Consider the following 17184-nt stretch of genomic DNA (forward strand, 5'->3'; position numbering starts at 1 on the left):
CCGAAGTGTTCCAGCGCAACGTGCTGGCGAGCGGCGTCGTGCCGCAGATTTCCCTGATCATGGGGCCCTGCGCCGGTGGCGCAGTCTATTCCCCCGCGATGACGGACTTCATCTTCATGGTGAAGGATTCGTCCTACATGTTCGTCACCGGCCCAGATGTAGTGAAGACCGTTACCAACGAGATCGTCACGCAGGAGGAGCTGGGTGGAGCGGTGACGCATACCACGAAGTCGGGGGTCGCTGACGTGGCCTTCGAGAACGATATCGAGGCGCTGCTCGCGGCCCGCGACTTCGTGGACTTCCTGCCCGCTTCCAACCGCGAGCCAGCGCCGGAACGGCCGTCGTCCGATCCGTGGGACCGGATCGAGGACAGTCTCGACACGCTGATCCCGGCGAGCGCCAACCAGCCGTATGACATGCACGAGCTGCTCCGGAAGGTCGTCGACGAAGGCGATTTCTTCGAGGTGCAGCCGACGCATGCGGGCAATATCATCGTCGGCTTCGGGCGGATCGAGGGGCGCACCGTGGGGTTCGTGGCCAACCAGCCGATGGTGCTGGCGGGGTGCCTCGATATCAATTCATCGAAGAAGGCGGCGCGCTTCGTGCGCTTCTGTGATTGTTTCGATATTCCGATCGTCACGTTCGTCGATGTGCCGGGCTTCCTGCCGGGGACGAGCCAGGAACTGAACGGCATCATCAAGCATGGCGCGAAATTGCTGTTCGCTTATGCCGAGGCGACCGTGCCCAAGATCACCGTGATCACGCGCAAGGCCTATGGCGGCGCGTATGACGTGATGGCGTCGAAGCATCTGCGCGGGGACCTCAATTATGCCTGGCCGACGGCGGAGATCGCGGTGATGGGCGCCAAGGGTGCCGTCGAGATCATCTTCCGCGGGCGCACGCCGGACGAGATCGCCGAGCAGACCGCGCAATATGAGGCGCGCTTCGCCAATCCGTTCGTGGCCGCGGCGAAGGGCTTTATCGACGAGGTGATCCAGCCGCATTCGACGCGCCGGCGGATCGCGCTGGGCCTGCGCAAGCTGCGCGGCAAGGCGCTGGAGAATCCTTGGAAGAAGCACGACAATATCCCGCTGTGACCAGGCCGCCGACGCTGGCCCGTCGACACGTTGCGGGTGCGGCACCTGCACATTATAAGGTGATGTGAAGGAGCCTTGCCATGCAGACCGAACGTGTCACTTTCCTCACCACGCCTGATCATAAAGCCGCGCTGGATGCGTTCGCGGTCAAAAGCGGCAGATCGGTTGGTCATGTCCTGCGTGAGGCATCGAGCCAGTATATCGCACAGCCGACCGCTGATGAAGAAGCCGAGCTTGCCGCGCTGGTCGAGCAGGTGAACGAAGCGATCCCCAAGATGCATGCATCGATCGACTCGATGAGCCGCACCTTGCAGGAAACGCATGCAACGGTGGACAAGATGTTGCGCGAGATGGGCGTTAGAGAGTGAGCGCGTTCGGCGACGCCATGATCGGCCTGAAGAACGTGATGCTCATGCAGGAGCGGATCGATGGGCTGCGCGGCGACATGTCGCGGATTGCAGACGATCTTCGTGCGGTGACGGGGAAGGTGCAGGGACTGAACGAGCGCGTTATCCGCATCGAGACCATGATCGATATGTCTCGCGCGAGCGGCGGGTCGGTGCCGAGGATCGAAGGCCAGTGACGAACGAGGTGGTGCGATGATCCCGATATTGCTGCTGCTGCAGGCTGCTGCGCCGACGCCGACGCCAACGACGCCCACGCCGTGGACCGTGCGCACAAGCAGCGCTGGCGGGGTCGCGTCGACCAGCACGTCGACGATCGCGCGTGATGGATCGTCGCGGCTGGTGGTGAAATGCGACCGGGCGACCGAGGCGCTGGTCTCGGTGCAGTTCTTCGCCAAGCAGCCGCTGCAGATGGCGGGCGACGACGGCAGTTTTGCGTCGAAAGCGGTGGCGTTGCGCTTCGATAACGGCGCGGCCAATGGATATGACTGGCAGTTTCGCGCCTTCGCGGCGTTTACCAGCAACGATACAGTGGTGACATCGCTGACGCTGCAGCTGGCCAAGGCCAAGCAGATCAAGGTCGAGACGACCAATGCCAGCAATTTCCGCTTCGAGGCGGTGTTCGATGGGCCGCCGGGCGACGCGCCGATCCGGCAGGTGCTGCAGGCCTGCGGGTATGTGCTGGGGCAAGTGCCGGTGATGCCGGCACCGGTGCCCGCGAAATGACGCTCGGGCGGCTTAATCATGTCGGCGTGGCGACGCCGTCGATCGCGGCGTCGATCGAGACGTATCGCACCCTGCTGGGCGCGACCGCGATCGGCGTGCCGTTCGACCTGCCGGCGCAGGGCGTGAAAGTGTGCTTTATCGATGCGCCCAATACGCAGATCGAACTGATCGAGCCGTATGACGAGAGTTCGCCGATTGCCGGGTTTCTGCGCAAGAATCCGGCGGGCGGGCAGCATCATGTGTGTTTCGAAGTGCCCGATATCGACGAAGCGGTGGCCGATCTGCGCGCCAAGGGCGCGACCGTGCTGGCCGAACCACGCATCGGCGCGCATGGCACGCCGATCGTGTTCGTTCACCCGAAGGATTTCGGCGGCATGTTGGTCGAGTTGATGGAAACGCCGCGAGAGGATCACGCATGAGCTATGAGATGATCCTGCATGAGCGGCACGGCGATGTGCTGATGCTGACGCTCAACCGGCCCGAGCGGCTGAATGCCGCGCCGCCGCAGCTGTTCGATGAACTGCGCGCCGCGATCGGGACTCTGGATGGCGCGCGCGCCGTGCTCATCGCGGGCGCGGGCCGGGCCTTCTGTTCCGGCGCGGACGTCGCTGGCGGGGCGCTGGGCAGCGATGATCCAGGCAATGCGACGTTCGTGGCGCTGACCGAACATTATAATGCGACGATGGCGGCGCTGGCCGATCTCGCGGTGCCGGTGGTGAGCGCGGTGCGCGGGCCGGCGGCGGGGATCGGCTGTTCGCTGGCGCTGGCGGCGGACTTTTGCGTGGCGAGCGAGACGGCGTATTTCCTGCAGGCGTTCGTCAATATCGGGCTGGTGCCGGATGGCGGCGCGAGCTGGATGCTGCCGCGGCTGATCGGGCGGGCGCGCGCGACCGAGATGATGATGCTGGGCGAAAAGGTGCCGGCGGCCAAGGCGCTCGAGTGGGGCATGATCCACAAGATCGTGGCGGACGAGGCGCTGGATGCGGCAGCGTTGGCGCTGGCCGAGCGGCTGGCGGCGGGGCCGACGGTGGCGCTCGGGCTGATGAAGCGCGGCCTGGCACATGCGCTGGAGGCGGATTATCCGACCGCGATGCTGCGCGAGGCAGAAAATCAGCGCGCGGCGCGCGGCTCGGCGGATTCGATGGAAGGCGGGATGGCGTTTTTGCAGAAGCGCAAGCCGGCGTTCAAGGGCGCGTGATGATGTTCGACTGCCAACAACCGTTATCCCAGCGGACGCTGGGATCTCAAGCGGATGGCGCGGCGCGGGAGCCGCAGGAGACCCCAGCTTTCGCTGGGGTGACGCTGGTGGCTCAGGGCACGAGGTTGGGCTGGGTTCATGACTGACAAACCAACGCTCGAGCAGTGGCAGGCCGCTGCCGCCAAGGAAGTGAAGGGGCGCGATCTCACCTGGCCGACGCCGGAGGGGATCGACGTCAAGCCGCTCTATACCGCCGAGGACGTGGCGGGCATCGACCCCGGTCTGCCGGGATTCGCGCCGTTCACGCGCGGCGTTCGCGCGAGCATGTATGCCGGGCGGCCGTGGACGATCCGGCAATATGCCGGTTTCTCGACGGCGGAGGCCTCGAACGCTTTTTACCGGCGCAACCTTGCCGCCGGGCAGAAGGGCCTGTCGGTGGCGTTCGATCTGGCGACGCATCGTGGCTATGACAGCGATCATCCGCGCGTCACCGGCGATGTCGGCAAGGCGGGCGTGGCGATCGACACGGTCGATGACATGAAGATCCTGTTCGACGGTATTCCGCTCGATCAGATGTCGGTCAGCATGACGATGAACGGCGCGGTGATCCCGATCCTCGCCTTCTTCATCGTCGCGGGCGAAGAGCAGGGGGTGCCGCAGCATCTGCTCGATGGCACGATCCAGAACGACATCCTCAAGGAGTTCATGGTCCGCAACACCTATATCTACCCGCCCGAACCCTCGATGCGGATCATCTCGGACATTATCGGCTACACCTCGGCGTACATGCCGAAGTTCAACAGCATTTCGATTTCCGGCTATCATATGCAGGAAGCCGGCGCGACGCAGCTGCAGGAGCTGGCGTTTACGATCGCGGACGGGCGCGAATATGCCAAGGCGGCGATGGCGAGCGGGCTCGATCTGGATGCGTTTGCCGGGCGGCTGTCGTTCTTCTTCGCGATCGGCATGAACTTCTTCATGGAAGTGGCCAAGCTGCGCGCGGCGCGGAAATTGTGGCACCGCGTGATGACGGACCTCGGCGCCAAGGACGAACGCTCGAAAATGCTGCGCACGCATTGCCAGACGTCAGGCGTGTCGCTGACCGAGCAGGATCCGTACAACAACGTGATCCGCACGACGATCGAGGCGATGGCGGCGATGCTGGGGGGCACGCAAAGCCTGCATACCAACGCGCTCGACGAAGCGATCGCGCTGCCGACCGACTTTTCGGCGCGGATCGCGCGCAACACGCAGATCGTGCTGCAGGAAGAAACGGGGATGACCAAGGTCGTCGATCCGCTGGGCGGCAGCTATTATGTCGAGAGCCTGACCAATCAATTGGTCGAGAAGGCGTGGGAGATCATCGAGCGCGTCGAGGCGGATGGCGGGATGGCCAAGGCGGTGGCGCATGGCTGGCCCAAGGCGATGATCGAGGAAGCCGCGGCGGGGCAGGCCGCGCGCGTCGACAAGGGCGAGCAGGTCATCGTCGGGGTCAACAAATACAAGCTGGCCGAGCAGGACGCGATCGACATTCTCGACGTTGATAACGTGGCCGTGCGGGAATCGCAGATCGCGCGGATCAAGGCGTCCAAGGCGGGCCGCGACGAGGGCAAGTGCCAGGCGGCGCTGGATGCGTTGCGCGACGGCGCGCGGTATTCCTCCCCCGCTGGGGGAGGATTTGAGACGAACCTCCTCGCGCTGGCCGTGGAGTGCGCGCGGCAGCGCGCGACTTTGGGCGAGATTTCCCTGGCGATGGAGGATGTGTTCGGGCGCTACGGCACAACCCCCACGCCGGTGTCGGGCATTTATGGCGGCGCGCATGAATTCGATGCCAAGTGGCTGGGGCTGAAACAGGGCGTGGACTCGATCGGGCAGCGCAAGGGGCGCAAGCCGCGGCTGTTCGTCGCCAAGATGGGGCAGGACGGGCATGACCGCGGCGCCAATCTGGTCAGCTCGGCGTTTGGCGATCTGGGCTTCGAGGTGGTGCCGGGGCCGTTGTTCCAGACGCCGGCCGAGGCCGCGGCATTGGCGATCGAGAAAGATGTCGACGTGGTCGGCGCGTCGTCGCTGGCGGCCGGGCACAAGACGCTGATCCCCGAGCTGATCGGGCATTTGCGCGACGCCGGGCGCAGCGACATCAAGGTGATTGCCGGCGGGGTGATCCCCGCGCAGGACTATCAATTCCTGCGAGACGCCGGCGTTCAGGGGATTTTCGGGCCGGGGACCAATCTGGTCGACGCGGCGGGCGAGGTTTTGACATTGCTGGGGCATAATATGCCGCCGGTCGAAGAGGTTGTGTGATGAATGAGACTTTGACCCAGCGGCCTTCGCCCCAGAGTCACCCCACCCCCCATCGTCACCCTGAACTCGTTTCAGGGTCCACTGCGCCGCAGGGGCAGTCCGGGCAAGCTGATGGGTGGATGCCGAAACAAGTTCAGCATGACGGCAGCAAGAGGGAGAGCGTACGCACCGACTGGACGCGCGCCGAGATCGCCGCGTTGTTCGATCTGCCGTTCGATGAGCTGATGTTTCAGGCGCAGACCGTGCACCGTGCGCATCATGCCGCGGGTGAGGTGCAGCTGTGCACGCTTCTGTCGATCAAGACCGGTGGATGCCCCGAGGATTGCGGGTATTGCAACCAGTCGGTGAGCGCCGATACCGAGCTGAAGGCGACCAAGCTGATGGACGTGCGCGCCGTGCTGCAATCGGCGGCGCAGGCAAAGGATGCAGGCAGCCAGCGCTTCTGCATGGGCGCCGCCTGGCGCAACCCCAAGGAGCGCGATATGCCCGCCATCATCGAGATGGTGCGCGGCGTGCGGCAGATGGGGCTGGAAACGTGCATGACGCTCGGCATGCTGGAGCCGCATCAGGCGCAGCAACTGGCCGAGGCGGGGCTCGATTATTACAACCACAATATCGATACCTCGCCGGAGAAATATGGTGAGGTGATCACCACGCGCAGCTTCCAGGATCGACTCGACACGCTGGAGAATGTGCGCGAGGCCGGGATCAACGTGTGCTGCGGCGGGATCGTCGGGATGGGCGAGACGCGCGCCGACCGGGTCGGTTTCGTCCATGCGCTTGCCACGCTGCCGCGGCATCCCGAAAGCGTGCCGGTCAATGCGCTGGTGCCGGTCAAGGGCACGGTGCTGGGCAACATGCTGGCGGATACGCCGCTCGCCAAGATCGACGACATCGAATTCGTCCGCACCGTGGCGGTGGCGCGCATCACCATGCCGCTGAGCATGGTGCGGCTGTCGGCCGGGCGCGAGAGCATGTCCGAGGCGACGCAGGCGCTGTGCTTTATGGCCGGGGCCAATTCGATCTTCACCGGCGACAAACTGCTCACCACCGGCAATGCCGGCGAGGATCAGGATGCGGCGCTGCTGGCGAAGCTGGGGTTGCGCGCGATGACCGGCGAAGAGCCGATGCGCAAAGGCTGCGCGTCATGCTGATCGCTTTGCTGCTCGCCGCCGCGCCGGTGCAAACGCAGGCGGACATGAACCGCACGACCACCGCCAGCTATGTGCAGGCGGACGCCGCGATGACCGCGCAGTGGAAGCGGACTTATGCGTACATGAAGCGCCGTGATGCGCAGGACACGTCGCGCGGCGGCGGTTTCGGTTTTGCCACGGCGCTGCTGGAGAGCCAGCGCGCGTGGCTCAAGTTTCGCGACACGCAGTGCGTCATCGCGGGCGGCCAATTTGCGGGCGGATCGGCGCAGGGCATGGCGATGGCCACGTGCAAAGCGCGGCTGACGCGAGAACGCACCATGCAGTTGAAGGCGCTGATATGGCCTAGGTAACCACCGTCACCCCGGACGTGTTCCGGGATCCACCGTGCCACTAGGCACGGCATGGCGGGTGGAGGAGTGGACCCCGGAACACGTCCGGGGTGACAAAAAGAATTGGGACGAGTGATGTTCAAAAAGATCCTGGTCGCCAATCGCGGCGAAATTGCCTGCCGTGTGATGCGCACCGCCAAGAAGATGGGGATCGCGACGGTCGCGGTCTATTCCGATGCCGATGCGCGCAGCCCGCATGTGCTGATGGCGGACGAGAGCGTGCGGCTGGGGCCGCCGCCCGCCGGCGAGAGCTATCTGCTCGCCGATCTGATCCTGCTCGCCGCCAAGGAGACCGGCGCGGATTGCATCCATCCGGGCTATGGCTTCCTCAGCGAGCGTGAGAGTTTCGCGCGCGCCTGCGCGGAGGCGGGGATCGCCTTTATCGGGCCGCCGCCCGAGGCCATTGCGGCGATGGGCGACAAGATCGAATCGAAGAAGCTGGCCAAGGCCGCGGGCGTCAATGTCGTGCCGGGCTTCCTGGGCGAAATCGCCGATACCGATGACGCGGTGCGCATCGCCGGCGAGATCGGCTATCCGGTGATGATGAAGGCCTCGGCCGGGGGCGGCGGCAAGGGCATGCGGCTGGCCTATAGCGAACAGGACGTGCGCGAGGGCTTCGAGGCGACCAAGCGCGAGGGGCTGGCGTCGTTCGGCGATGACCGCGTGTTTATCGAGAAATTTATCGAAAGCCCGCGCCATATCGAAATCCAGGTGATGGGCGATCAGCACGGCAACATCGTCTATCTGGGCGAGCGCGAATGCTCGATCCAGCGGCGGCATCAGAAGGTCGTGGAAGAAGCGCCATCGCCGTTCGTGACGCCCAAGATGCGACAAGCAATGGGCGAGCAGGCGGTCGCGCTGGCGCGCGCGGTGGGGTATTTTTCCGCGGGAACGGTCGAGCTGATCGTGTCGGGCGCCGATACGACCGGCGAGGGCTTCTACTTCCTCGAGATGAACACGCGGCTGCAGGTCGAGCATCCGGTGACCGAGGCGGTGACCGGGCTTGATCTCGTCGAGCTGATGATCCGTGTGGCGGCGGGGGAGCCGCTGGGCTTCACGCAGGATGATGTGACGCTGACCGGCTGGGCGATCGAGAACCGCGTCTATGCCGAGGATCCGTATCGTGGCTTCCTGCCGAGCATCGGGCGGCTGGTGCGCTATGCGCCGCCGGAAAGCAGCGAGACGCCATATGCATCCCCCTCCCGCTTGCGGGAGGGGCTAGGGGAGGGCGTGTTGACAAGCGATACGCCCACCGCCCAGGCCCTCCCCCAACCCCTCCCGCAAGCGGGAGGGGAGCAAGAAGGCTATATCCGCGTCGATGACGGTGTCCTCGAGGGCGGCGAGGTCAGCATGTTCTACGATCCGATGATCGCCAAGCTGATCAGCTGGGCGCCGACGCGCACGGCAGCAATCGATCTGCAGATCGCGGCGCTCGATCAGTTCGAGATCGAGGGGCCGGGCAACAATATCGACTTTCTCTCGGCGCTGATGCAGCATCCGCGCTTCCGCTCGGGCGCGATCACCACCGGGTTTATCGCCGAGGAATATCCCGAGGGCTTCCACGGCGCGCCGGCCGATGCCGTGCTGATCCGCAGCCTGGCCGCGATCGCCGCCTTTGCCGCGACGGCGGAGGCGGATCGCGCGCGGCGCATCGACGGGCAATTGGGCAAAAGGCTGCGGCCCCCGGCGGAATGGTCGGTGCGCATTGGTGATCTGCTGCACGACGTATCGATCTCCACCGATGGCATCATCGTCGACGGCGCGGATCTGGATATCGCGCTGGAATATACGCCGGGCGACCGGACCGTGCAGGCCGAACTGGGCGACGACGATCTGACCGTGCGCATCGCCAGGACGCGGGGCGGCTTCACGCTCACCACGCGCGGGGGCAGCCATGTCGCGCGCGTGCTGCCCGCGTATATCGCCCCGTTGGCGCTGCATATGATCGACAAGATTCCGCCCGATCTGTCCAAATTCCTGCTGTGCCCGATGCCGGGGCTGCTGATGCGGCTGGATGTCGGCGCGGGCGACACGGTCGAGGCGGGGCAGCCGCTTGCCGTGGTCGAGGCGATGAAGATGGAGAATATCCTGCGCGCCGAGAAAGCGGGCACGGTGAAATCCGTCAATGCCGCGCCGGGGGATAGCCTGGCGGTCGACGCGGTCATTCTGGAGATGGAATAGCGCCACCCGGCGGCTAGAGCAGCGCGCGGAGCCGTTCGAGATCTTCCGGCCGGTCGATATCCAGCAATTCCGCGGTCGGCGCGATGACGTGCTTGCCGCCGGCGATCATCGCGCGCGCGCCTTCGTCGCCGTGCAGCGCGAGCAGCGCGTCGAACCGATCGGCGGCGAAGACGGCGGGCGGGCAGGGTTTCACGCCATCGCTTGACGCGACCACCGCGTCGCGGCCATCCGCGGCGTCGAGCAGGCGCAGGACATGCGCGGCGGTGACGCGCGGCATGTCGGCGAGCGCGATCATCACCGCGTCGGCGCCCTGGTCGCGGGCGCACGCGACGCCGAGCTTGACCGAACTGGACATGCCGATTTCCGGCTGCGCGTTATGGATCACGCGGTAGCCGCGGGCGGCAAAGTCGAGCGCGGTGCCGTGCTTGACGACGATGCGGTCGAGGAACGGCACGCTTTCCAGCGCGGTGACGACGTGGAAGGCGAGCGGCTGCCCGAGGAATTCCTGCGCCAGCTTGTCCGCCGCGCCGAAGCGTTGCGAGCGGCCCGCCGCGAGCAGGATCAGCGCGGTCCGCTCGGCGGCGATCATTTGCCCTTGCGCGCCTCGCGCACGTTGAACGCGCCGACCATCGCCGCGGCGATCGACAAGGCGATCTCGGCCGGCCCGATCGCGCCGATATCCAGCCCGACGGGGGCATCGATGCGATCGAGATCGGCCTCGCTGACGCCCTCGGCCGTCAGGCGCTCGCGCCGGGCGGCATGGCTGCGACGCGAGCCCAGCGCGCCGACATAAGCGGCGTTGGTGGCAAGCGCCGCGATCAGCGCGGGATCGTCGATCTTGGTATCGTGGCTGAGCGTGACGACCGCAGTGGACGGGCCGGGGGCATAGGCGGCGACCGCTTCGTCGGGCCAGCGATCGTCCAGCGTGACGCCGGGGAAGCGCTCCTCGGTCAGGAAGCGCGCGCGGGGATCGATCACCACGGTGGCGATGCCCAGTTCGCGCGCCAGCCCGGCGAGCGGCTGCGCGATCTGCACCGCACCCACGATCAGCAGGCGGCGCGGCGGATCATAGCGGTTGATGAACGCCGCGCCCTCGGCTTCGCGCAAGGAGCTGGTGCCGGTATCGAGATCGGTGGTGACGGTGAGCGCCTGGCCCGCATCGCGCGCCTCGGCGATGCGATCGAACAGTTCGGGATCGAAGCCCTCGGCCGACACGGGCTGGACCATCACCGCGATCTCGCCGCCGCATGGCAGGCCGACTTCCCAGGCGGCGGCATCGGCCACGCCGTAATTCTTCACCACGAACGGCGCGCCGGCGATCACCTCGGCGGCGGTGGCGAGAATATCGCTTTCGACGCAGCCACCCGACACCGAGCCTTCGAAGCGGCCATCGGCATGGATCAGCATATGGCTGCCGCGCGGGCGGGGGGCGGATCCCCAGGTGCTGACCACGGTGGCGATGGCCAGCGGGGCGTCTTGCCATTGCTGGGCGGCGGCGAGGACGGTGTCGTTATCGGCCATAAAAATCCTAAGGTCGTCACCCCGGACTTGTTCCGGGTCCACCGCGCCGCATGTTCTGCCGCTGGTGGATTTGAGGCTTGGTGACCCCGGAACAAGTCCGGGGTGACGGTTAGACGGGGGGCAAGCCCGCCAAAATCTTGTCGAGCGTCAGCGGGAAATCGCGCACTCTGACCCCGCAGGCATTGTAGATTGCATTGGTCACCGCCGCCCCCGCGCCGGAGATCGAGAGTTCGCCCAGCCCTTTGACGCCGATCGGGTTGGCATGTTCGTCGATCCGTTCGATGAAATGCACGTCGAGATGCGGCACATCGGCATGGACCGGCACGTGATACTCGCCGAGATCGTGATTGACGAACTGGCCGGTGCGTTGATCGAGCACGGCATCTTCCATCAGCGCATAGCCGATGCCCCAGATCATCCCGCCGATCGCCTGGCTGCGCGCGGTCTTGGCGTTCAGGATGCGGCCCGCTTCGAACACGCCGAGCATGCGGCGCATGCGCACTTCGCCAGTGATCGCGTTGACCGCGACCTCGGCGAACTGCGCGCCGTGCGCCGCCTGGCTGTAGGTTTTCGCGTTGCTGCCTTGACGGATCTTGCCGTTGCCGATCAGCGGGGCGTCGCCGACCAGTTGGCCGAGCGGCATGCGGCGATTACCGGCGATGGCATGGCCATCCTTGAGCGTCATCTCCTCTGGCGCCGTGTCCATCCGCTCAGCGAGCGTGGCGACGATATCCTCGCAGGCGAGCGCCACCGACGAGCCCGCGCTGGCCGCGCCGAATGATCCCCCCGAGCCCGCGGCGGGGGGCAGATCGGTATCGCCGAGCACCACATCGATACAGTCGAGCGGCAGGCCGAGCGCTTCGCCGGCGATCTGGGCAAGGATCGTGTAGCTGCCGGTGCCGATATCGGTCATATCGGTTTCGACACGCGCACGACCATCGGGCCGGAGCGTGACACGCGCTTCCGAATCCATCATCAGATTGATGCGTACCGCGGCGGCGACGCCCATGCCGATCAGCCATTCGCCGTCGCGCGTCTGGCCGGGCGTCGGGCAGCGATGCGTCCAGCCGAAATGCTCCGCGCCCCAATCGAGGCAGTCGATCAGCGCGCGGGTCGAAAACGGCGCGCCGGTCATCGGATCGACTTTGGGTTCGTTCAAGCGGCGGAAGTCGATCGGATCGCGGCCGCATTCCTCGGCCAGCTCGTCGATCGCGGTTTCCAGCGCGAGCATGCCGACCGCCTCGCCCGGCGCGCGCACCGCGCCGGCCATGACCATATCGAGCGTGACGATCTTGTGGCTGATGTGGCGGACGGGGGCGTCGTACAGCGAGATCGTGCCCAAGGCGACGGGCTCCATCATGCCGCCATCGGGGCCTTGGCTGACGATGCTGTCATGGCCAATCGCGGTGAGCCTGCCATGCTCATCGGCAGCGAGCCGCAGGCGCTGGTGCGTATCGGTGCGGCGATAGACGTTGTGGAACAGTTGCTGGCGCGCCATCGCGATCTTGACCGGGCGGCCGATGCGCTGCGCGGCGATCGCCGCCAGGACAGCATCGGGGCCGAGCATCTTGCCGCCGAAACCGCCGCCCACATAGGGAGAATATATCCGCACCCGATCGGCAGCGATGCCGATCGCCTTGGCCAGCACCTGCTTGGCGACCTTGAGGATCTGCAAGCTGGAATAGAGTGTCAGCTGGTCGCCATCCCAACACGCAATCGAGGCGTGCGGCTCCATCGCGGCGTGGACCTGGTTGGGGGTGGTATAGACCTGATCGATGCTGGCGACGGCCGCGGCCATTGCCTGGTCGAGATCGCCCTTGGCGATATCCTGCAGCCGCGTATCCTTGGGCGGGCCGCTGGCCGAGGCGACATTGGCCATCGTATCGAACGTGCCCTGTTCGCGACCGAGATGGACGATCACCGCCTGTGCGGCGGCGCGGGCAGCCTCGAAGCTTTCGGCGACCGCGACGCCGAGCACCTGATCGTAATGATCGACCGCCTCGTTGCCGGCACGCGCGGGGCCGAACGCGGCGGCCTGGCGCGGAATGCGGGGGTCGTCGACGATGATGTCGAGCACCCCGGGCATGATGCGCGCCGCCTGCGTGTCGAAGCCGGTGACCTTGCCCTTGGCCGCGGGGGCGGTGATCAGAAAGCCATAGGCGACGTTTTCGATCTGATGTTCATAGCCATAAGTGGCGGAGCCGGTGACTTTCAGTGCACCTTCAACGCGATCCAGGCCCTTGCCGAGCACGCCCTGCACGCCGCGCGCCATTGCCGTGCCGGGGTGATCGGCATCCATTTTATAGTCGGCCATGGCTCAGTTTCCCCCGACGTCAGTGTTGCGGCCGGCATATACGCTGCCTTGATCTCCCGCGAAAGCGGGAGCCCAGGGCCACCAGCGCGGTGCGTGAAACCCTGGGCTCCTGCGTGCGCAGGAGCACCAGCTACATTGCCGGCAAGCCCGACAGGATCTTGTCGAGCGTCAGCGGGTAATCGCGCACGCGGACCTTGCAGGCATTGTACACCGCATTGGCGATCGCCGCCCCCGCGCCGCACGTGCCGAGCTCGCCCAGCCCCTTGGCGTGCAGCGGATTGGCATGAACATCGCGCTCCTCGAGCATGATCACCTCGATCTGCGGCACATCGGCGTTCACGGGCACATGATATTCGCCGAGATCGTGATTGACGAGCTTGCCGTTGCGCGGATCGTGGATCAGCTCCTCGGTGAGCGCGGCGCCGATGCCGAAGGTCATGCCGCCGAGATATTGCGACCGCGCGGTGGTGGCGTTGAGGATGCGCCCGGCGGAGAACACGCCGAGCATGCGGCGCACGCGGACTTCGCCGGTGGTCGCATTGACGCCGACTTCCGCGAAATGCGCGCCGAAGCTGGCCTGGCGCGTGTCCTTTTCCTGCGAGCCGGGGGCGATTTCGCCCTCGGCGCTGAGCCCCTCGCCGACCAGATCGGCGAGCGGCACGCGGCGATTGTCGGCAGTGACATAGCCGTCCTTCAGCGTCATCGCCTGCGGATCGACGTCCATCTGCCTGGCGATCTGCTCGCGCAGATTTTCGCAGGCGAGATAGACCGAGGACCCGCTCGACGCGGCACCCCAGGAGCCGCCCGAACCGGCGCCCGGCGGCGCATCGGTGTCACCCAGCTTAACCTCGACATGATCGAGCGGGAGGCCAAGCAATTCGCCGGCGATCTGCGCGAGGATCGTATAGGTGCCGGTGCCGATATCGGTCATGTCGGTTTCGACCGTCGCCCTGCCCGTGGCGTCGATCGAAACCCGCGCGGCGGATTGCTTGAGCGTGTTGCTGCGCGCGGCGGCAGCGACACCGATGCCGATCAGCCACTCGCCATCGCGCACCGTGCCGGGCGCGGCGCGCTTGTCCCAGCCGAATTTTTCCGCCCCCTCATCGAGGCAGCGGATCAATTGACGTGAAGAGAAGGGCACGTCCTGTTCCGGATCCTGCTCGGGCTCGTTGATGCGGCGCAATTCGATCGGATCCAGCCCGAGCTTTTCGGCCAGCTCGTCCATCGCGTTTTCGAGCGCCAGCATGCCAACCGCTTCGCCCGGCGCGCGCATCGAGCCGGCGAGCAACTGATCCATGCGCACGAAATCATGATTGATCTGGCGATTCTCGGCGTCGTACAGGAAGTGCGTCGAGACGCCGGTGGGCTCGAAAAAGCTCTCATCGGGCAGCTGGCTCATCACGGTATCGTGGCCGATCGCGGTGAGCTTGCCATCCTTGGTCGCGCCCAGGCGGATGCGCTGCTCGGTATTGGTGCGGCGCACGGTGGCGTCGAACACCTGGAAGCGCTCCATCACGCATTTTACCGGGCGCTTGAGCTGGCGCGAGGCGATCGCGGCGGCGATCGCTTCCGGCGCGATGCCGAGCTTCGAGCCGAACCCACCGCCGACATAGCGCGCGACGATGCGCACCTTGGATTTGTTGACGCCGAGCGCCTGGGCCAGCTGCTGCTTGTCCGACGATGGCATCTGGTACGACCCCCAGACGTCGAGCGACCCATCATCATTCCACCGCGCAATGCTGGCGTGCAGTTCCATCGCCGCGCTGTTCTGGCTCGGCGTGGTCCAGATTTCATCTACGAACACCGGCGCTTCGGCCATCGCCTGCGTGATATCACCCTGGCTGAAATGCGGATCGGTGTCGCCCGAGGACGGCTTTTCCTTCTGATGCTTGAGCGTTTCGAAATCGAACCGGCCCTCGGCGGGTTCATGTTCGACAACCAGACGCCGCGCCGCATCGCGCGCCGCTTCTAGGCTTTCCCCAAGGACGATGGCGATGATCTCGCCGAAATAGTGTACGTCCTCGACGCCCTGCGTCGGCGCCTTGGTCTCGCCGCCCTGCTGCGGATTGCGGGCGAAATTCTTGAAATCGGTAACCACATCGATCACGCCGGGAATGTCGCGCACGCTGTCGGCATCGACCTTGGTGATCTTGCCGCGACCGAAATCGCTGCCGACCAGGACACCATAGCACAGCCCGTCAATGTCATATTCGGCGGCGTAGGTGGCGCTGCCGGAGACCTTGAGCGGGCCTTCGGTACGGGTGAGCGCTTGGCCGATAATGCCCTGCGCACCACTATCGAGCAGGCTGGTTTCGACCGGCTTGCTCATCTTGAGGCTGGTGGAATGGCTCATGATGCGGTTCCGGTCAGGTCACGCAGGCACGCGATCAGCACGCGGCGGGCGAGGGGGAGCTTGAAATCGTTGCTGCCATAGCCTTGCGCGTCGGCGAGCAGGGCGGTGGCCGCGGCCTCGAACACGGCGTCCGACGGCGCCTTGCCGATCAGGGCGGCTTCGACCGCGGGGTCGCGCCACGGCATGGGCCCCAGCCCGCCAAAGGCGAGCGACGCGCTGGCGATCTTGCCATCCTCGATCGACACGACGCCGGCGACCGACACGAGCGCGAACGCATAGGACGCGCGATCGCGCACCTTGCGGTAGAGCTGGTTGCCCTTGGGCGGCGCGGGCAGCTCGATATGCGCGATCAGCTCGCCGGCTTCGAGCACGGTTTCGATATGCGGGGTGTCGCCCGGCAGGCGATAGAAATCGTGGATCGAGAGGCGGCGGCGGTCGCCATCGGCCTTGAGCGTGACGATGGTGGCATCCAGCGCGCGCATCGCCACGGCCATGTCGCTGGGGTGCGTGGCGATGCAATGCTCGCTCGTGCCGAGAACCGCCAGGATGCGGTTGAACCCGCCGATCGCCGAGCAGCCCGTGCCCGGCTCGCGCTTGTTGCACGGCATCGCGGTGTCATAGAAATAATAGCAGCGGGTGCGCTGCAGCAGGTTGCCGCCGGTCGAGGCCTTGTTGCGCAACTGGCCCGAAGCGCCGGCGAGCAGCGCGCGGCTGAGCACGGCATACTGTTCGACCACGCGGCGATCCGCGGCGAGATCGCTGTTGGGAACAAGCGCGCCGATCGTCAGCCCGCCATCCTCGCGCTCCTCGATCTGCGCGAGATCGAGGCGCGAGATGTCGACCAGCTTGTCGGGCGTTTCGATCTGCAGCTTCATCAGATCGAGCAGGTTGGTGCCACCAGCGATGAACTTGGTGCCCGCACCGACTGCGGAGACGGCGGCTTCGGGGCTGTCCGCCTTGGCGTAATCGAAGGTCTTCATGCGCCCGCCTCCGCGACGTCGCGGCCAGCGGGCGTAAGCCCGGCAACCTCACGAATGGCATCGACAATGTTGGGATAAGCCGAGCAGCGGCAGATGTTGCCGCTCATCCGCTCGGAAATCTCTTCGTCGGTCAGTTCGGGGTTGGTCAGATCGGCGCTGACATGGCTGCCCCAGCCTTTCTTGACCTCATCGAGCATGCCCATCGCCGAGCAGATCTGCCCCGCCGTGCAATATCCGCACTGATAACCATCATGCTTGACGAAGGCGGCCTGCATCGGGCTCAAATTATCCACGCTGCCAAGGCCTTCGATCGTTATAATGTCATCATCCTGATGCATCACGGCGAGCGTGAGACAGGAATTGACCCGGCGGCCGTTGACCAACACGGTGCAAGCACCGCACTGGCCATGGTCGCACCCCTTCTTGCTGCCGGTCAGCCCGACATGTTCGCGCAGGAGATCGAGCAGCGAGGTGCGGATATCCGGCTCAACCTCATGCGACTGGCCGTTGATGGTGAAGTGCATGGCGGATGCCCCTGTATTTTCCGGAATTCTTGACCCTAACGC

At 65.7% G+C, this 17184-nt stretch carries 16 protein-coding genes; 10 read left to right on the top strand and 6 right to left on the bottom strand.

Features of this window, described 5'->3' with window-relative positions:
• The 10 genes from ABC969_RS13000 to ABC969_RS13045 all read left to right on the top strand — a co-directional run.
• A partial coding sequence (locus ABC969_RS13000) for an acyl-CoA carboxylase subunit beta (RefSeq protein ID WP_345865467.1) occupies positions 1-1097 on the top strand: 1097 nt, incomplete at its 5' end.
• 80 nt (positions 1098-1177) lie between these two features.
• Entirely contained in the window at positions 1178-1465 is a 288-nt protein-coding gene (locus tag ABC969_RS13005) for a hypothetical protein (protein ID WP_345865468.1), read from the top strand.
• Positions 1462-1680 (top strand): hypothetical protein, encoded by a 219-nt coding sequence (locus tag ABC969_RS13010; RefSeq protein WP_345865469.1) that lies wholly within the window; start codon positions 1462-1464, stop codon positions 1678-1680. The genes ABC969_RS13005 and ABC969_RS13010 overlap by 4 nt, the downstream gene beginning before the upstream one ends.
• A 16-nt stretch (positions 1681-1696) precedes the next feature.
• Positions 1697-2227 carry a hypothetical protein gene (locus tag ABC969_RS13015; RefSeq protein WP_345865470.1) on the top strand — a complete coding sequence of 177 codons (531 nt, stop codon included), beginning with the start codon at positions 1697-1699 and terminating at the stop codon, positions 2225-2227.
• Positions 2224-2646: a methylmalonyl-CoA epimerase gene (mce, locus tag ABC969_RS13020; protein ID WP_345865471.1), complete on the top strand. Its 423-nt coding sequence runs from the start codon at positions 2224-2226 to the stop codon at positions 2644-2646. Before ABC969_RS13015 ends, mce begins: the two co-directional genes overlap by 4 nt.
• Positions 2643-3425 carry an enoyl-CoA hydratase-related protein gene (locus ABC969_RS13025; protein ID WP_345865473.1) on the top strand — a complete coding sequence of 261 codons (783 nt, stop codon included), beginning with the start codon at positions 2643-2645 and terminating at the stop codon, positions 3423-3425. The genes mce and ABC969_RS13025 overlap by 4 nt, the downstream gene beginning before the upstream one ends.
• Positions 3426-3563: 138 nt before the next feature.
• A complete protein-coding gene (gene scpA, locus ABC969_RS13030; protein WP_345865475.1) occupies positions 3564-5726 on the top strand; it encodes a methylmalonyl-CoA mutase in 2163 nt (720 codons plus the stop codon).
• 119 nt (positions 5727-5845) lie between these two features.
• On the top strand, positions 5846-6880 hold the full coding sequence (gene bioB / locus ABC969_RS13035) for a biotin synthase BioB (RefSeq protein WP_345865477.1): 1035 nt from the start codon (positions 5846-5848) through the stop codon (positions 6878-6880).
• The gene (locus ABC969_RS13040) at positions 6874-7230 is read left to right on the top strand and encodes a lysozyme inhibitor LprI family protein (protein ID WP_345865479.1); all 357 of its coding nucleotides are present in this window, start codon (positions 6874-6876) and stop codon (positions 7228-7230) included. Before bioB ends, ABC969_RS13040 begins: the two co-directional genes overlap by 7 nt.
• 111 nt (positions 7231-7341) lie before the next feature.
• On the top strand, positions 7342-9450 hold the full coding sequence (locus ABC969_RS13045; protein ID WP_345865481.1) for an ATP-binding protein: 2109 nt from the start codon (positions 7342-7344) through the stop codon (positions 9448-9450).
• A 13-nt stretch (positions 9451-9463) separates the two neighbouring features.
• Here the strand turns inward: ABC969_RS13045 and ABC969_RS13050 are convergent, their stop codons facing one another.
• The 6 genes from ABC969_RS13050 to ABC969_RS13075 form a co-directional block, all read right to left on the bottom strand.
• Positions 9464-10039, bottom strand: a complete 576-nt coding sequence (locus ABC969_RS13050) for a nucleotidyltransferase family protein (RefSeq protein WP_345865483.1) — start codon at positions 10037-10039, stop codon at positions 9464-9466.
• Complete coding sequence (locus ABC969_RS13055) at positions 10036-10971, bottom strand: XdhC family protein (protein ID WP_345865485.1); 936 nt, start codon at positions 10969-10971, stop codon at positions 10036-10038. The genes ABC969_RS13050 and ABC969_RS13055 overlap by 4 nt, the downstream gene beginning before the upstream one ends.
• Before the next feature lie 109 nt (positions 10972-11080).
• Entirely contained in the window at positions 11081-13285 is a 2205-nt protein-coding gene (locus tag ABC969_RS13060) for a molybdopterin cofactor-binding domain-containing protein (protein ID WP_345865486.1), read from the bottom strand.
• Positions 13286-13415: 130 nt separating this feature from the next.
• Positions 13416-15638, bottom strand: coding sequence for a xanthine dehydrogenase family protein molybdopterin-binding subunit (locus ABC969_RS13065; protein WP_345865487.1), 2223 nt, complete (start codon positions 15636-15638; stop codon positions 13416-13418).
• A complete protein-coding gene (locus ABC969_RS13070; protein ID WP_345865488.1) occupies positions 15635-16618 on the bottom strand; it encodes an FAD binding domain-containing protein in 984 nt (327 codons plus the stop codon). The genes ABC969_RS13065 and ABC969_RS13070 overlap by 4 nt, the downstream gene beginning before the upstream one ends.
• The gene (locus ABC969_RS13075) at positions 16615-17142 is read right to left on the bottom strand and encodes a 2Fe-2S iron-sulfur cluster-binding protein (RefSeq protein WP_345865489.1); all 528 of its coding nucleotides are present in this window, start codon (positions 17140-17142) and stop codon (positions 16615-16617) included. Before ABC969_RS13075 ends, ABC969_RS13070 begins: the two co-directional genes overlap by 4 nt.
• Positions 17143-17184: the final 42 nt, after the last annotated feature.

It is taken from the genome of Sphingomonas qilianensis (assembly GCF_039614825.1).
GTDB lineage: Bacteria > Pseudomonadota > Alphaproteobacteria > Sphingomonadales > Sphingomonadaceae > Sphingomonas > Sphingomonas qilianensis.

Excerpts from the sequence above, each read along its gene's own strand:
- ABC969_RS13060 (WP_345865486.1), bottom strand. The coding sequence starts at position 13,285 with ATGGCCGACTATAAAATGGATGCCGATCACCCCGGCACGGCAATGGCG.
- ABC969_RS13070 (WP_345865488.1), bottom strand. The coding sequence starts at position 16,618 with ATGAAGACCTTCGATTACGCCAAGGCGGACAGCCCCGAAGCCGCCGTC.
- ABC969_RS13040 (WP_345865479.1), top strand. The coding sequence starts at position 6,874 with ATGCTGATCGCTTTGCTGCTCGCCGCCGCGCCGGTGCAAACGCAGGCG.
- ABC969_RS13005 (WP_345865468.1), top strand. The coding sequence starts at position 1,178 with ATGCAGACCGAACGTGTCACTTTCCTCACCACGCCTGATCATAAAGCC.
- ABC969_RS13055 (WP_345865485.1), bottom strand. The coding sequence starts at position 10,971 with ATGGCCGATAACGACACCGTCCTCGCCGCCGCCCAGCAATGGCAAGAC.
- ABC969_RS13025 (WP_345865473.1), top strand. The coding sequence starts at position 2,643 with ATGAGCTATGAGATGATCCTGCATGAGCGGCACGGCGATGTGCTGATG.
- ABC969_RS13065 (WP_345865487.1), bottom strand. The coding sequence starts at position 15,638 with ATGAGCCATTCCACCAGCCTCAAGATGAGCAAGCCGGTCGAAACCAGC.
- ABC969_RS13050 (WP_345865483.1), bottom strand. The coding sequence starts at position 10,039 with ATGATCGCCGCCGAGCGGACCGCGCTGATCCTGCTCGCGGCGGGCCGC.
- mce (WP_345865471.1), top strand. The coding sequence starts at position 2,224 with ATGACGCTCGGGCGGCTTAATCATGTCGGCGTGGCGACGCCGTCGATC.
- ABC969_RS13075 (WP_345865489.1), bottom strand. The coding sequence starts at position 17,142 with ATGCACTTCACCATCAACGGCCAGTCGCATGAGGTTGAGCCGGATATC.
- scpA (WP_345865475.1), top strand. The coding sequence starts at position 3,564 with ATGACTGACAAACCAACGCTCGAGCAGTGGCAGGCCGCTGCCGCCAAG.
- ABC969_RS13015 (WP_345865470.1), top strand. The coding sequence starts at position 1,697 with ATGATCCCGATATTGCTGCTGCTGCAGGCTGCTGCGCCGACGCCGACG.
- bioB (WP_345865477.1), top strand. The coding sequence starts at position 5,846 with ATGCCGAAACAAGTTCAGCATGACGGCAGCAAGAGGGAGAGCGTACGC.